This is a genomic window from Sphingobacterium alkalisoli, from assembly GCF_005049105.1.
GTDB lineage: Bacteria > Bacteroidota > Bacteroidia > Sphingobacteriales > Sphingobacteriaceae > Sphingobacterium > Sphingobacterium alkalisoli.
Genome location: NZ_SUKA01000004.1, coordinates 165559 through 181523, shown reverse-complemented (window position 1 = coordinate 181523; position 15965 = coordinate 165559). Strand labels below are relative to the sequence as shown.

Below are 15965 nucleotides of genomic sequence, written 5' to 3'. Positions count from 1 at the left end.
TAAATCATTATACCCCTTTTATTTGCTAATTGTTATTTTTTAGTTTTTTGCGACTTTGCCTGTGCTCACCCAATCTTCCAATTCCTGACAGTTCATGAAATCAGAGTTTACATCTATAAAAGTATTGTCTTTACGACTTTCAAACCATTCGCTCAATTTGATGTTGGTTTTGTTTTGCTTAGCTGCTTCCTTGATTTTTGCAAAGTCTTGTTCTAAACTAGCCTTATGTGGGGGGATGCGTGATTTCAAATAATATAATACGTAAGAAGTTTCACCAGTCCTTTTATCGGTAACTAGAACGGGCTTGGAAGTTTCGCCAGATTTTAATGGATCTATAGCATTAAACACAGTGACATCGTTTAACTGAGTTACCGGGATTAATGTGGAGCCGTCGTATTCGCTGGTTACAACTCCACCATTATATTTTGTGAAATTATCGTCAGAATATAGCGATGCAGCACTACTAAAATTCATTTTTCCTGTTGTAACATTGTCGTAGATACTGTCAATTTTAGCTTTTGTTCGTTGCAGCGCAGTCGATGTTGGTTTTGTTTTGACGAGTACGTGTCTTACGTTTACTTCTTCACCTCTTCTAGCGAGTACCTGTAAAAAGTGAAATCCATATTGCGTCTCAAAAACAGGGGAAATGTCGCCTTCCTTTAATCTAAACGCCTGAGCAGAGAATTCTTTTACATACGATTCACGTGTGGCAAATCCTAAATCACCACCACTGGGCGCAGAACCATCTTCAGAATATAAACGGGCAATTGTACCAAAGTCAGAACCATTTAATACTTGTTGGCGATATCCTTCTGCTTTATCTTTAAATATTTGCTTTTCTTCTTTGGTCAAAACGGGGTTAATAACCAATTGAGCATATTCGATCTCCGTGTCAAAATAAGGGAGACTATCTGCATCTAAGCTCTCAAAGTATTTTTTTACTTCTTGTGGAGTCACATCAATTTTAGAAACGATAGTTTGTTGCATGCGCTGTGCTTTTAAAAGCTCGGCTACGCTGGGTCTCATCTCCTCTTTATGTTGTAATAGTGACCGATTCAGAAAAGACTCTAAATTTTCTTTACCACCAGCCCGTTGCGTCATGTAACGAATTCTTCTATTTAATTCGTCGTCCACTTGCGATTCAGATACTTCGATGGAGTCAATTACAGCCTGTTGTGCCAGTAGTTTTTGCGTTAACAGCTGCTGAAGAATCGAACATTTCATCTCCTCATTAGGCTTAGTACCTTCAGCTAGAGCCTGTGCATACTGCATCTCTAGGTCAGATTGTAAGATTGTGCTATTACCTACTGTGGCCACAATACGGTCAACTAGTTTCTCTTGCGAAAAAGATAAAAATGCAACTGTAAGTAATAAAGCAGTTAATCCTATGTGTTTTTTCATGTGTGTATTATTCCTTAATCGTTTATTCTATGCCGGTATATTATAATTCAGCATTTTTTTATTTACTACTGATATATGAGCACCCGATCAAATAATTTATTATGCTGTGTGTCAGTAATTAATTGTACCTTATTGTTCGTTGTTTTTGTATCCCAGCATTATGGATACAAAAATATCAGAATTATTTGTAAAAGCAGATTTATTTTCTGCATAAGTGTAAGCCGACTTATATCAATAAGTGTCCGTATGCTACGAAGATAAAATTTCGGAATGCTATAATGCAGTTGTTTAACGAATTTTAACGTATAGATAAAGAGGATAATAAATTTTCTCTATTTATATTAAATGCTCTATTTTTATGCGCAATGAGATTTTGGGAAGTAAGCGAATGTCGTATGGTGCGTAACGTTTTGACAATGTATAAATTTTTAGTTCTTCTATTTAGTGTATTAAGTTTTGATACGGTAGCATTTGCTAGTTCCCAGATCGATTCTGTGGAAAAGGAACTTCAGCTCCTATTAAATAGAAAAAGCCAATTTGAATCAAAGAAAATTGAAACCATCTCCAGATTCAAAGAAGCATTAAAAACGACTAAAAACCTGCATGATAAATATGTATTGCATCTCAATCTCTATCATGAATTTAGAAAATACCAGATTGATTCGGCTATATTTTATATAAAAGCAAACCAGCTTATCGGATACCAGCTGAACAATTCGTATCTTATTGATGAGTCCCTCATCCAGCTGTCCAGCTTATATTCATCAGCCGGAAAGTTTATTGAATCTGCAGATCTACTGAGTAAAATAAGGAGAGCAGAAATCTCTGAAGAGTTATTGCCTGATTATTATAAGGCTTATTCTGAATTCAGTAGCCATTATGGGTAAAGTAGTAATAACGATCTTTATTTTAGAGAAAGTGAAATATTTCGAGATTCGCTATTATCTGTACTCAATCCTCAATCTATAGAGTACCAAATCACCTTTGCGACGAAAAAACTTTACAATAATGAAACGACTGTTGCAGAGAAGCTTCTCCATCAATTATTACATGAGATCGACGAAACACGTAGCGAACGTGGATTAATAGCTTACTTATTGGGGATAATCTATAAGAACAAAGGGGAATTAGACAAGCAAATCTATTTTTTTGGTCTGTCCGCGCTAACCGATATCAAGCATGCGGTTAAGGACAATGCGTCCTTACAAAGTTTGGCCTTATGTTACTATGAAAAGGGAGATGTTGATAAAGCATATTTATACATTCAGGAAGCAATTAATGATGCTATTTTTTGCAACGTTCGTTATCGAACAATTGAAAGTTCGTCTTTTTATCCCATTATTAATGCCTCTTTTCAAGAAAAGGAAAATAGGCAAAAAAACGAGCTTAAAAGTTACTTGATGGTTATCAGCTTGATGACTATTGTATTGTCGGCGGTTCTTGGGGTTCTCTTTATCCAAATTAAAAAACTAAAGAAAATACGGATAGCACTTAAACAGGCCAATGATGACCTGCATCACCTGAACGACCAGCTGCTCAAAGTAAATAACGAACTTTCTGAATCCAACCATATCAAAGAAGAATATATTGCCCATTTTTTTGATATATGCTCATCCTACATAGATAAGATAGATAACGCACGTAAAACGATTTTGAAGAAACTATCGAATAAGCAAGAGAGTGATATACTCAAACATTTAAAATCACAAGATGTGATCAAGGAAGAGTTGGAGGATCTCTACCGTAATTTTGACATTATATTTTTGAATTTGTACCCGTCTTTTATAGACGAATTTAACAAACTATTGAAACCAGAGGAACAGATCCTTCCAAAGTCCGAAGAATTGCTCAGTACGGAGTTACGTATATTTGCTTTGATCCGCTTGGGGATCTCTGACTCTACAAAGATTGCGAGCTTCCTCCGTTATTCCTTACGAACCGTTTATAATTATCGCGTAAAAGTGCGTAATAAAGTCTTGGGATCTAAGGATGAATTCGAAGATAAGATAAAAAAAATCGGCGAAGTTCAGTTCTAATCGGCTATAAATAGTTACTTTCTTTAATGGATTGTTTTCTGTAAGTTTCTGTTATACAGTTGTTTTTGATATGTTCTGAGTTACTTTTTAGTACTCCACTTCCTTCAATGCTAGGATAAAGCTTTCCTACTTCTTTACCTTTGTATAGGAGTTAATTGATATCTCCTCCATTATAATCTATAGTTTAAACAATTATAAGTCTATGAAGCTTTTTACCAAAGTTACGTTTCATCTTATCTTATTTTCTATGCTGCTGTGCAGTTCGGGTCTCTATGCCCAGAACCCGTCGAGCATAAGCGGAAAAGTCACCGATGAAAGTACAAATGAACCCATTATTGGAGCGACTGTTACAGTAGTCGGAACCAATTTGTCCACTTCGACCGATGAGAATGGAAACTTCTCGATCTCCAATCTACCTGCCAATTCCAGGATTAGCATTTCGTATTTGGGGTATGATACACAGTCCATAGCAGTGAGCGATGTTGCAGTTAACATTCGGCTTATACCATCGTCATCCATGTTGGAGGACGTCGTCGTAATTGGTTATGGTAGTGTAAAACGGAAAGATGTAACGACTGCGATATCGAGTGTATCGCTAGAAGATCTGAATGAGCGTCCTATTGTCTCTGCAGGACAGGCCATTCAGGGTAAAGCAGCGGGTGTATCGGTAATCCAACCGAATGGTGCTCCCGGTGGTGAAACTTCCATACGTATCCGTGGAACCACCTCCTTTAACGGAAGCAATGATCCACTGTATGTGGTGGATGGTGTACCTGTCGATAACCTTAATTTTCTATCGCCTAATGATATTGCCGATATGCAGATCCTAAAGGATGCATCATCTGCTTCAATCTATGGATCACGCGCAGCGAATGGTGTGGTATTAATCACGACCAAAAGAGGAAAAGTAGGTGAAGCGAAGATAGGGTTTAATGTACAGGCAACTCAAAATAGAGTAGCTAATCAGATAGAGGTGCTGAATACGGCGCAGTACAAAGAACTTCAGGACGAAATTGGACTGGTCAATATACCGGAGGGATTGACGGATCAAACCGATTGGTTTGATGAAACCTATAAAACGGGAAATATTCAGAACTACCAGTTATCCATTTCTGATGGTACCGACAAACTGCGCTACTTCCTTTCAGGTGGATATCTCAACGAAAAGGGTGTTATCAATACCGCATTTTACAAACGGTACAACTTCAGAGGGAATATTGAAAACAAAGTTCGCAGTTGGCTCACCATCAATGCTAATATTGCTTATTCGGATTACAACAGCAATGGCATTATAACGGGTGCAGGAGCCAATCGGGGTGGAGTCGTGCTTTCGGTTATTAACACGCCGACATTTGCACCTATTTGGGACGTGTTTAATCCGGGACAATACAATACCGATTTTTACGGTATAAACATTACCAGCCCGCTGGAAAATATTGCCCGTAGTAAAAACAATAAAAACAGGGAGAACCGTATTCTCGCATCGGGAAGCAGTACCATCACGTTCTCCCCTGCACTTAATTTTAAAACAACGTTTGCTTTAGATCGCCGCAATGCTATGGCAACGACTTTTTTGGATCCACTGTCTACATCGTGGGGTAGAAATCAATACGGCGAAGGTTCCGATGCCCGCAATATGAACACGGTATTAACTTTTGATAATATATTGACCTTCAATAAATCATACGATAAACACAATATTGAAGCAATGGGTGGTTCGTCGTGGACGAGCTCGGATTACAGAAACAGTTGGATCAATGCTTCTCATTTCCGTGATAATTTGATTGAAACCTTGAATGCCGCAAATAGAATCTCGTGGACTGGTACCGGCACAGGAGCTTCGCATTGGGCGATTATGTCCTATTTTGCACGTGTCGCTTATAACTACGATAGCCGTTACCTATTGACGGCAAATGTACGAACAGATGGCTCTTCCAAATTGCATCCCGATCATCGTTGGGGGGTGTTCCCTTCTGTTTCTGCTGCTTGGCGTCTTTCTTCTGAAAGTTTCTTAAATGATGTCGACTGGCTGAATGATCTCAAGATCAGAGGGGGATGGGGACAAACGGGGAATCAATCCGGGTTAGGTGATTATGCGTATTTGCAAATGTATAATATCACGCGTTTACCATGGTTCCAAACGGAATACGTGAACGCCGTACCAACGATTAGTGCCTCTAATTTAAGAACCAGGGATTTGAGCTGGGAGACCACTTCCCAAAGCAATATAGGTGTTGATTTCACGGCATTCAACAACAGGTTATCCTTGAACGTGGATTATTATAACAAAAAAACCACGGATATGTTAATGTATGTGACGGTGCCTACATCTGGAAGCAGTGTAGCTAGTACCATTATGAGAAACGAAGGTGTCATGCGTAATCGGGGATTAGAAGTTAATGCGAATACGAAGAATCTAGTTGGTGATTTCGGTTGGAGTACAGATTTTAATATTTCATTCAATAAGAATAAACTAGAAGACTTGGCTTTACAGAAGATCTATAATACAGCGGTTACGTCCGATTTTGTCAACGAAACGGTGGTACGCAATGAACCTGGAAGAGCGCTAAGTGGTTTCTTTGGATACATTAGCGATGGTGTAGATATGGAAACCGGAGAACTGATGTACCGCGACATCAACGGAGACGGAAGGATCTCTTCCTCAGATCGCACCTATATCGGTGATCCAAATTCGGACTTTACGTTTGGATTAACCAATAACTTCACTTACAAAGGTTTTAACTTAAACATATTTCTTCAGGGAACCTATGGCAATGATATTTTTAATGCATCAAGAATGGAGATGGAAGGTATGTACGATGGTAAAAACCAATCTACCCGAGTATTGCAAAGATGGCGCGTTCCCGGTCAACATACTGAAGTACCAAAAGCAGGCTTTGACCTAAAGAATTCAACTTATTTTATCGAAGACGGGAGCTATTTACGGGTCAAAAATATATCCCTTTCCTACGATATCAAAGGTAGTGTATTGACAAGATGGGGAATCCATAAATTACAACCATTTGTATCAGCTAGCAACCTGTTGACTTTTACGAACTATTCGGGTATGGATCCCGAAGTAAATCAATGGGGTGGGAGTGGCGCTGTACAGGGGATAGATTGGGGTACGTATCCGCACAGCCGTTCGTATGTAATTGGTGTAAGTCTTGAGTTCTAATACGTAAAAATTGGAAGTAATGAAAAGAAATTTTATATATCAAATTGTGCTCTTTGCGATGATGTCGCTATGGAGTGCCTGTTCGTTAAACAAAGACCCTTTGGATTCTTTTTCGGATGTGACGCAAGGCATTAATGAAGAAGGGGAAGAGGTCGTTTTTAAAAATAAAGCTGAAGTGCAGAGTCATCTTCAAACGTTGTATAATCAATTACGGGATCGTCAGGAACATTGGTATCTCGATGTACTATTGATAGGAGATTCGCATAGTGACAATGCCTATGCAGGGACCACAGGAGCTGAAGTACTGCCATTTGAAAATAATTCGATTGAAGGCTCGAACTCCGTCATGAGCAGAGACTGGAACCGCTATTTGGAAGATGTGGCGCGCGCGAACCTGTTGATCGTGAATGTAGATTCGGTACAGGATAATTCCCTAACCACTGCCGAAAGACAGCAGTATAAAGCCGAGGCAAAAATATTCAGAGCCATGATATTCTTTGACATGGTGCGTTTATGGGGAGACATACCACTTATTACAACGATAGCTGGAGATATTACTGCCGAGACCATAGAAGAAGTGTACGATGAATATTTTCCGAAGCAAAGTACAGAAGAAGAGGTGTACAAACAAATTGAAAAAGACCTTTTAGAGGCAATGCCATTTGCACCCGGTAACAATTCTTCGGATAAAACGAAGCTTTCTAAATCTGTAGCAAGGGCGTTATTAGCTAAAGTCTACGCTGAAAAGCCAATCCGCGATTATACGAAAGTAATCCAATATACCGATGAACTAGCTGCTGATGGTTTTGCTTTGGAGACCGATTATACCAATCTTTTTGGAATGAATGCGGATAATACGGATGCTAAAATGCGTAACACAAAAGAATCTATTCTGGAAGCGCAGTTCTTCTCTGGAAATGGCAACTGGGTAACCTGGATGTTTGGCCGTGATTTGATCAACTACAATTCGAATTTTACCTGGGCTAAGTGGGTAACTCCTTCCCGTGATCTGATCAGAGCATATGAATTAGAAGGTGATCAAATTCGATATACTGAATCTATCGTATATTATCAGACGACCTGGAGCAATTATTATCCAACGAGCAGTTATCCCTTTATGTATAAGATACGTTCGGCTTTAAATAGCATTATCAAATACCGTTACGCAGATATTTTGCTCCTTAAAGCAGAGGCAATGATCTTAAAAGACAGTCCTGAACTTTCTGCAGCGGCAGACATTATCGATCAGGTTCGACAACGGGTGAATCTACCCAAATTAGGTACAGCTACTCGGACAAATAGAGAAGCCCTATTGAATGCGCTGTTGAAAGAGAGACGTTTGGAACTGGCTTTCGAAGGGCAACGTTGGTTTGATCTAGTGAGACTGGACAAAGTCGAAGAGGTTATGAATTCGGTGTTTGCAAAAGATACCGGACGTAGAACACAGGTGTACCCATTTAATACCAATTCTTATCGCTTACCTATTCCGCAGTCGGTCATTGATCAGAACCCTAATATTCAACAAAATCTTGGTTATTAATATTGCATAACATGCTTAATCTTAGAAATACATTCATATGCGGAAGTATCATTACTTCCATCTTTACGGCCTGTGCCTCAGACAATAATTCATTGACTCCTGAAAACCCTACAGAGCCCACTTCTGGAGATATCAAAATCTATACAACTACAGGTAGTAGAACGCTGGATTTCAGAAAATCCTTTGTCAACTTTAGCACGACATCCAACATGTCCCCCCGGACGATTACTTTGGATGAGAGCGTAACCTATCAAACCATGCATGGTTTCGGAGCAGCCATTACAGGCTCAACTGCTTATAATTTATTAAAGATGACGGCATCGGACAGAACAAAATTTCTCAAGGAAACATTTTCTGAATCCGAAGGTATGGGGCAAAGCTATATTCGTATCGCTATAGGCTGTTCGGATTTTTCTCTTAGCGAGTACACGCTGAATGACACGCCAGGGCTAGCCAATTTTGCGCTTCAATCGGAAGAAACGGATTACGTGATTCCTGTCCTGAAAGAAATATTGGCGATCAATCCAAATGTGAAAATTTTAGGTTCACCTTGGACAGCTCCTAAATGGATGAAAGTAAATAATCTCACGAATTTGGAACCTTTTGATTCGTGGACTGGTGGACATTTAAATCCTGCACATTATCAGGATTATGCGGCCTATTTTGTGAAATGGATACAAGCGATGAATGCTAACGGGATAGAGATTTATTCCGTCACACCGCAAAATGAACCCTTGAATCCGGGCAATTCAGCCTCCATGTTGATGTTTTGGCACGAACAGCAAGCATTTGTACGTGATGCCTTAGGACCGAAACTCAGAGTTGCCGGACTTGATACAAAAATATACGCTTTTGATCACAACTACAATTACGACAACATGGCTGATCAAGAAGATTATCCAGTTAAAATATTTGAGGATGCAACCGCCGCCGCCTATTTCGCTGGTTCTGCCTATCATAATTATGGTGGTAACAAAGCTGAATTGCTCGACATTCGGGCTAAGGCTCCACATAAGGAGATCATCTTTACCGAAACTTCGATAGGTACATGGAATGATGGGCAAAATCTTGGCTTACGTCTTTTGGAAGATATGAAGGAAGTGGGCCTTGGAACGATTAACAATTGGAGTAAAGCCGTCATTGTATGGAACCTGATGCTGGATACCGAACGTGGTCCGAATAGAGAAGGAGGATGTCAGACTTGTTACGGAGCGGTAGATATTAGTTCCAGAGACTACAAAACGATACGTAAAAACTCACATTATTATATCGTCGGACATTTGTCTTCTGTTGTGAAACCAGGGGCAGTACGTATCGGGACACAGGGATATACCGCAGAAGGTATTATTTATACGGCTTTTAAAAATCCGGATAACAGTTATGCTGTTGTACTTATCAACGATACAGGTGAGGCTTCGCGTATTACGTTTTCAGATGGTAAAAATCACTTTAGTTATGAAACACCGGCAAAATCCGTAGTATCTTATTCTTGGAAAAAAACTCCATGATTGCTGGCAACACGAACAGCCATGAAAGCTTCATGAAGGCTCTCGATGGCCATTTAAAATTATACACTTTAGAAAAAATGAAACGGATGAAAAATTGTATCAATTATATGATCATTATAGCATGTTGCGTTGCTTTTTCTTCCTGTAAGGAGGAGTTGATCGTTCCTATTGGCGAGGGGCTACCGAGTATCGATATTACAGCTGTACCGACCAATGCTTTCTTTGGAGACAGTATTTCCTATACGGTAAATGTCGCAGACCAAGCTATTGATCTTTCTACGTTAAAAGTACAATTGTATTATAGCGAAGAGGTAGTAGCGGAGCAAACCATACGCACGAAGGCTTATGGAACATATTCGGGTAAGATTTTTGTGCCTTACTATGCCAATGTGCCTAATGGAACGGCAACATTGAAATTTACGTTACAGAACATTACGTTAACAAAAACGGAGAAGGAGGTTGAACTTCCATTGGCACGCCCTGATTTTCCGTATTTAACGCTAGTTACACCGACTGTATCCTATCGCATGGAAAAAGTTGGGTTATACCAGTACGAATTGACCGAAAATCTACCTTTTAAAGTGAATGGATATATAGAAGCTCCTATTTATGGTACAAATGGGAATCTTGTCCAATTCGGTTGGGACGTCGATAAGGTTACGGAAGGCAGTAGACAAGCTATTCCATTTTCCAATTCTACATCTGGCGAATATAGTATTTCGTTTAATACATTTAATTATCATGCGAGTCCTTTTATTATTGGATACGCGGTGAATGGAAATGGGATGCGTATGATTTCGGAGGATATGTACGCTGTAGATTTACAACTGACATACAACGAGGAATTGATGATAGATGGCATTGAAGAACTGCCAAGTTGGTGGATCGATGCGGATTACATTAGACAAGAAGAAGGCGACTATTTCTTTAATGCGATGACGGGAAAATACCGGATTACTGCTGATTTTGGGAAAGAATATTTTGTTATTGAAGCGATGCAAGGGAATAATCTTGCGACCTTAAATAATGATGGTACGGGTGCGGTCTGGATTATTGGACAAGGTATCGGGAAACCTTCTCTAGCTGGAAATGAAGTTGGATGGACTACAGAGAAAGCGCTTTGTATGGCACCTATCGGTAATAAAAGATACCAAATCACAGTTGCTGCAGGACAAACGATACGAGCATCAGATATAAACTTTAAGTTTTTCCATCAGAAGGGATGGGGAGGAGAGTTTAAACACACTTCTATTACAGGTTCAAGCGATATCATATTTATAGGTGATGGTACAAATGGGAGAGATTCTGGAAATCTGGGGCTTGTAACGGGCAAAACATTGGAAAATGGAGCGACATATGTCTTTGTCGTGGATTTGTCGGCCGGGATTGATAAAGGAGTCTTAACCGTGACGAAACAAGAGTAGGTATAATATTTTTTTAAGGGCGTCTCCTATGTTTGTCCCAGATAGACATAGGAGACGCTTTCAATTTTTCTATAATTCGTTTAGCACTTGAATTATTACTAATTTTAAACATGAAATATTTTTTAGTCCTTTTTGCAATGAGTTCAGTTCTACAATCCGTCTGCGCGCAATCCATACCTCTTTTCGTTGGAACCTATACGCATAAGGGGAATAGTGAGGGGATCTATCAATACAGCTTTGATGTTTCCAGTGGTGATGCGATAATGCAGTCCCATTTTAAGACTGACAATCCTTCCTTCTTGGCGCGAAACGGGCAGTATATCTATGCTGTTAATGAAAATGAAGACGGAGAGGTTTCCGCTTTTAAGTTTTCCAATTCCCAATTTGAATCTTTGAACCAACTGTCAACCGCAGGTATGCATCCATGTCATGTTGCCCTCGGGATTAAGGAGCCGATATTGGTGGTTTCCAATTACAGTAGTGGCTCGCTGGTCTTGTATTCTTTGAGTGCTGATGGTTCTATTCGCAAACAAGAAGATCTCATCCGCTTTACAGGTACAGGTCCGGATATGTCGAGACAAAAAAGTGCTCATGTCCATTCTGCATTTTTCAATGCGACAGGGGATAGGTTGTATGTCTCCGATCTGGGTTCAGATCGCGTGGTGGAATATACTATCGCGAAAAAGGACGACGATTATGCCTTTCAGCAAATAAGTGAAATCAAATTAAAAGGTGGATCTGGGCCCCGACACGTTGCTGTTTCCGGAGATGGTGCCACACTGTACGTGCTCGCAGAGCTTACTGGCGAAGTTGCGGTTTATCAAAATACGAAAGCGAATTGGCAACACCGTCAAACTCTTCCGGTGTATGCAGAAGGATTTACAGGCGATCAAGGAGGAGCAGATGTGAAAATATCTCCAGATGGAAAGTTTCTATATGCCACCAACCGTGGCGATACCAATGTCATCGTCCACTATAAGATTCTGCAAAATGGACGTCTAGAACAAATGGATGTGTATTCTGTAGAAGGGAAATCACCTCGGAATTTCAACTTTTCTCCAGAAGGAAACTTTATACTCGTAACGAATCAACAGTCCGATGAAATTGTGATTTTAAAGCGCGATATCAAAACAGGCACACTTACAGATAGCAAAAAGAGAATAGCTGTTGGACAGCCTGTGTGCGTGATATTTTAGCTTTTTTTCTGAAAGTGCGGTCAGGAATCTTTATGAGATGTCTCTAAAAAGCACTGTATCGTCGTGATTGTAATCACAAGGCGTCTACTTAAACGTCACTGCGAGGAGGTACGACGCGGCAGTCTTTACGCAACGTAGAATAACAAATTTGCTTCTTCGCTGCTCTCCTCGTAATGATGCGTTTTTCTTTTGGGTTGCTCCCTTTTTAGACGCCCTTATGAAGGTTTTATTCGGGGATGCTATAGTAGTTTAGATATCTAACGATGTTATTCGCTCTACGATTCACATAATTTGATGGATTTCGGGCGTCCCATTTTTGGGGACTCGGTAAGATAGCAATGATTAATGCTGCTTCTTTTTTGGTGAGGCTTTTACCCGATTTGTGAAAATAATATCTGGATGCTGCTTCTGCCCCATATACGCCTTGTCCCATTTCAATCACATTAAGATAGACTTCGAGGATACGCTTTTTACTCCAAAATATTTCGATCAACACGGTGAAATAGGTTTCTAGTCCTTTGCGTAACCACGATCGTTCAGGCCATAAAAATACATTTTTGGCGACCTGCTGGCTTATTGTGCTTCCCCCCCGTAATTTTTTTCCTTCCTTGTTTTTGGCGATCGCTTCCTTAATGGCTTTCGTGTCAAAGCCGTTATGGGTCATGAAATGTGCATCTTCCCCCGCTAGAGCAGCGCGTTTTAGATTGTCAGAGATATCTTTATAATCCAGCCACTCCTTATCTATTTTCCAATCTTTTCCTGCTGCCTTTCGTTCGAATGCGCGTTGGAGTTGTAGATACGTAATCGGCGGATTCATAAACATAAGAAGAAGTACCCAAAAGATGGTCAGGGCAAAAAATCCACCGATAATACGTAGTGTCCACTTCACAATCTGTCTTTTAATGGGAGTCGATTTTATTTTATTTTTCTTTCGTTGATTTGCGCGCTTGATGGCCATCGGACTTTTTTTTGATCAACAAAACTAACTAATTTTATAGCTAATAATTTAGAAAAAATGTAAGTAACTTTGTTATTTTTACAACTTACTAAAACCACAGCACCATTGGCAAAAGCAAAGAAGGAAACTCCATTAATGCAGCAGTATAACAGTATTAAGACCAAATATCCGGGTACCTTACTGCTGTTTAGGGTCGGTGATTTTTATGAGACTTTTGGTGAAGACGCGGTGAAGGCGGCGGGCATCCTGGGAATTGTATTAACCAAGAGGGGGAATGGGAGCGAATCAGAAACAGCACTAGCGGGTTTTCCGCACCATTCGTTGGAAACGTATTTGCCCAAGCTGGTGCGTGCCGGTCAGCGGGTAGCCATCTGTGATCAGCTAGAGGATCCGAAGCAAACCAAGACCATCGTAAAACGTGGCGTCACGGAGTTAGTAACACCGGGCGTGTCATATAATGATAATATCGTCCATCAAAAATCGAACAATTACCTCGCTTCCTTATTTATAGACAAAACGCAGGTAGGGGTAGCGTTCTTAGATATATCAACTGGAGAATTTCTGGTCGCACAAGGTAGCATCAGCTATATTGACAAACTACTGCAGGGGTTTAAACCTACTGAAGTCATTATGCCTAAAAAGCAGAATAAAGAGTTTATCGCACATTTTGGTAACTCCTACTATACCTACCTATTGGATGAATGGCCCTATACAGGAGATTACGCCGAGGAAGCGCTTCAAAAGCATTTTGAAATCATTTCTATGAAGGGTTTTGGCATTGACCGGATGCCGTTGGGTATTATTTCGGCGGGTGTCGCATTACACTACTTAAATGAAACAGAACACCGTAACCTACAGCATATCTCCAATATATCGCGTATAGAGGAGGATCGCTATATGTGGCTGGATCGGTTTACGATTCGAAACCTTGAGCTAATCGGTTCGGCCAATGAAAATGCAATTACATTATCCGATGTGTTGGACGATACATCTTCTCCAATGGGAGCGCGTTTGCTCAAACGATGGATTGTAATGCCGTTGAAAGATAGGAAATCCATTGAGGAACGGCTGAATGTAGTAGAGTACTTCCACCAGAATCGGGAGCTGCGGGATGAGCTGATTCGGGAGATTAAATTAGTAGGGGATTTGGAAAGGCTGATCAGTAAGATAGGTCTTCAAAAAGCAAATCCTCGTGAAATCATACAACTTAAACGCTCGCTGTTTGCTATCGAGAAGCTAAAGGAGCTTACAAACGTATCTGAATCCGAATCGTTACGGATTATTTCCGAACAACTGAATGCCTGTTCGATTATTCGGGATAAAATCGAAAAGGAGGTTTTTTCCGAACCCCCAGTCGCCTTGAATAAGGGTAATGTAATGGCAGATGGTATTGATGCCGATCTGGATAAATTGAGGCGTGTGGCGTTCGGTGGGAAGGATTATTTGTTAGAAATACAACGTAGAGAGGCCGAGCTGACAGGTATCCCTTCCTTAAAAATTGCCTTTAATAATGTATTCGGATATTATCTTGAGGTGACTAATACGCATAAGGATAAAGTGCCGGAAGGTTGGATTCGGAAACAAACCCTGGTCAACGCCGAACGTTATATCACGGAAGAGCTAAAAGAATACGAAGATCAGATTTTAGGTGCTGAGGAAAAAATTCAGGTCATCGAGAACCGACTATATGCCGAATTGTTAGTGGCAATAGCAGCTTATATAAAGCCTATTCAGCTGAATGCGCAATTGATTGCTAAATTAGATGTCTTACTTAATTTTGCAGTTATTGCAGATAAGAACTACTATGTTAAGCCAGAAATTACGGAGGATAGGCTGTTAGATATCAAAGGAGGACGTCATCCTGTTATTGAACGGAATCTTCCAATCGGAGAAGATTACATTACCAATGATACGTATTTGGATCCCGATACGCAGCAAATTATCATTATTACCGGACCCAATATGGCAGGTAAGTCTGCGTTATTGCGCCAGACAGGTCTGATTGTCTTAATGGCACAGATCGGTTCGTTCGTCCCTGCTAAAGAGGCGTACATAGGATTAGTCGATAAAATCTTTACCCGTGTAGGCGCTTCAGATAATTTGTCGTCCGGTGAGTCTACGTTCATGGTAGAAATGAATGAGACGGCCAGCATTATGAACAACTTATCGGATCGTAGCCTGATTTTGCTGGATGAAATTGGTCGTGGTACCAGCACATATGATGGTATTTCCATCGCCTGGGCGATCGCCGAGTTTTTGCACAACCATCCAACTGCACGGGCCAAAACGTTATTTGCTACGCATTATCACGAATTGAACGAGTTAAGTACATCCATGCCACGTGTGAAGAACTTTAATGTTACCGTAAAAGAGATTAATAACAAGGTCATTTTCTTACGTAAGCTTATGCCCGGTGGATCCGAACATAGTTTTGGTATCCATGTAGCCAAACTTGCAGGTATGCCACCGCGGTTGATCGGTCGTGCAAATGAAATTTTGAAACGCTTGGAGCAGGAGCGAACCGGCGGAGAGAAGATAAAAGATAGCATGCGCAAAATTCAAAAACAGGCCTATCAACTACAGATGTTCGCAATTGATGACCCAGTGCTTGAAAAAATAAGGGATATGCTGAATAACTTAGATGTTAACACCTTGACACCCGTTGAAGCATTGATGAAATTGGATGAGATTCAGCGGCTGCTAAAGAATTAGTTTTTAATGTGT

The 15965-nt window shown here is 40.3% G+C and carries 10 protein-coding genes; 8 read left to right on the top strand and 2 right to left on the bottom strand.

The window, feature by feature from the left end; genetic code table 11:
* Positions 1–39: 39 nt before the first annotated feature.
* The gene (locus FAZ19_RS13985) at positions 40–1401 is read right to left on the bottom strand and encodes a peptidylprolyl isomerase (RefSeq protein WP_136821373.1); all 1362 of its coding nucleotides are present in this window, start codon (positions 1399–1401) and stop codon (positions 40–42) included.
* A 365-nt stretch (positions 1402–1766) separates the two neighbouring features.
* On the opposite strand from FAZ19_RS13985, the gene FAZ19_RS13980 reads away from it, so the two are divergent.
* From FAZ19_RS13980 to FAZ19_RS13950, 7 genes are all read left to right on the top strand, one after another.
* Entirely contained in the window at positions 1767–2288 is a 522-nt protein-coding gene (locus FAZ19_RS13980; RefSeq protein ID WP_136821372.1) for a hypothetical protein, read from the top strand.
* A gap of 210 nt (positions 2289–2498) precedes the next feature.
* Positions 2499–3437 (top strand): DUF6377 domain-containing protein, encoded by a 939-nt coding sequence (locus FAZ19_RS13975; RefSeq protein WP_136821371.1) that lies wholly within the window; start codon positions 2499–2501, stop codon positions 3435–3437.
* Positions 3438–3639: 202 nt separating this feature from the next.
* Entirely contained in the window at positions 3640–6615 is a 2976-nt protein-coding gene (locus tag FAZ19_RS13970; protein WP_136821370.1) for a SusC/RagA family TonB-linked outer membrane protein, read from the top strand.
* Between the two features lie 19 nt (positions 6616–6634).
* The gene (locus FAZ19_RS13965; protein ID WP_136821369.1) at positions 6635–8155 is read left to right on the top strand and encodes a RagB/SusD family nutrient uptake outer membrane protein; all 1521 of its coding nucleotides are present in this window, start codon (positions 6635–6637) and stop codon (positions 8153–8155) included.
* A gap of 11 nt (positions 8156–8166) precedes the next feature.
* Complete coding sequence (locus tag FAZ19_RS13960) at positions 8167–9663, top strand: glycoside hydrolase family 30 protein (RefSeq protein WP_136821368.1); 1497 nt, start codon at positions 8167–8169, stop codon at positions 9661–9663.
* 86 nt (positions 9664–9749) lie between these two features.
* Positions 9750–11087, top strand: a complete 1338-nt coding sequence (locus FAZ19_RS13955; RefSeq protein ID WP_136821367.1) for a DUF5125 domain-containing protein — start codon at positions 9750–9752, stop codon at positions 11085–11087.
* 110 nt (positions 11088–11197) lie between these two features.
* Positions 11198–12283, top strand: a complete 1086-nt coding sequence (locus tag FAZ19_RS13950; protein ID WP_136821366.1) for a lactonase family protein — start codon at positions 11198–11200, stop codon at positions 12281–12283.
* A gap of 226 nt (positions 12284–12509) precedes the next feature.
* Here the strand turns inward: FAZ19_RS13950 and mtgA are convergent, their stop codons facing one another.
* Positions 12510–13241 (bottom strand): monofunctional biosynthetic peptidoglycan transglycosylase, encoded by a 732-nt coding sequence (gene mtgA / locus FAZ19_RS13945; RefSeq protein ID WP_136821365.1) that lies wholly within the window; start codon positions 13239–13241, stop codon positions 12510–12512.
* 105 nt (positions 13242–13346) lie between these two features.
* Here mtgA and mutS point away from each other — a divergent pair, with 105 nt between their 5' ends.
* Positions 13347–15953: a DNA mismatch repair protein MutS gene (gene mutS / locus FAZ19_RS13940; RefSeq protein ID WP_136821364.1), complete on the top strand. Its 2607-nt coding sequence runs from the start codon at positions 13347–13349 to the stop codon at positions 15951–15953.
* Positions 15954–15965 lie beyond the last annotated feature (12 nt).

What these genes read in the sequence shown, in the direction of transcription:
- FAZ19_RS13985 (WP_136821373.1), bottom strand. Translation starts at nt 1,401, where the DNA reads ATGAAAAAACACATAGGATTAACTGCTTTATTACTTACAGTTGCATTT.
- FAZ19_RS13980 (WP_136821372.1), top strand. Translation starts at nt 1,767, where the DNA reads ATGAGATTTTGGGAAGTAAGCGAATGTCGTATGGTGCGTAACGTTTTG.
- FAZ19_RS13970 (WP_136821370.1), top strand. Translation starts at nt 3,640, where the DNA reads ATGAAGCTTTTTACCAAAGTTACGTTTCATCTTATCTTATTTTCTATG.
- FAZ19_RS13965 (WP_136821369.1), top strand. Translation starts at nt 6,635, where the DNA reads ATGAAAAGAAATTTTATATATCAAATTGTGCTCTTTGCGATGATGTCG.
- FAZ19_RS13960 (WP_136821368.1), top strand. Translation starts at nt 8,167, where the DNA reads ATGCTTAATCTTAGAAATACATTCATATGCGGAAGTATCATTACTTCC.
- FAZ19_RS13955 (WP_136821367.1), top strand. Translation starts at nt 9,750, where the DNA reads ATGAAAAATTGTATCAATTATATGATCATTATAGCATGTTGCGTTGCT.
- FAZ19_RS13950 (WP_136821366.1), top strand. Translation starts at nt 11,198, where the DNA reads ATGAAATATTTTTTAGTCCTTTTTGCAATGAGTTCAGTTCTACAATCC.
- mtgA (WP_136821365.1), bottom strand. Translation starts at nt 13,241, where the DNA reads ATGGCCATCAAGCGCGCAAATCAACGAAAGAAAAATAAAATAAAATCG.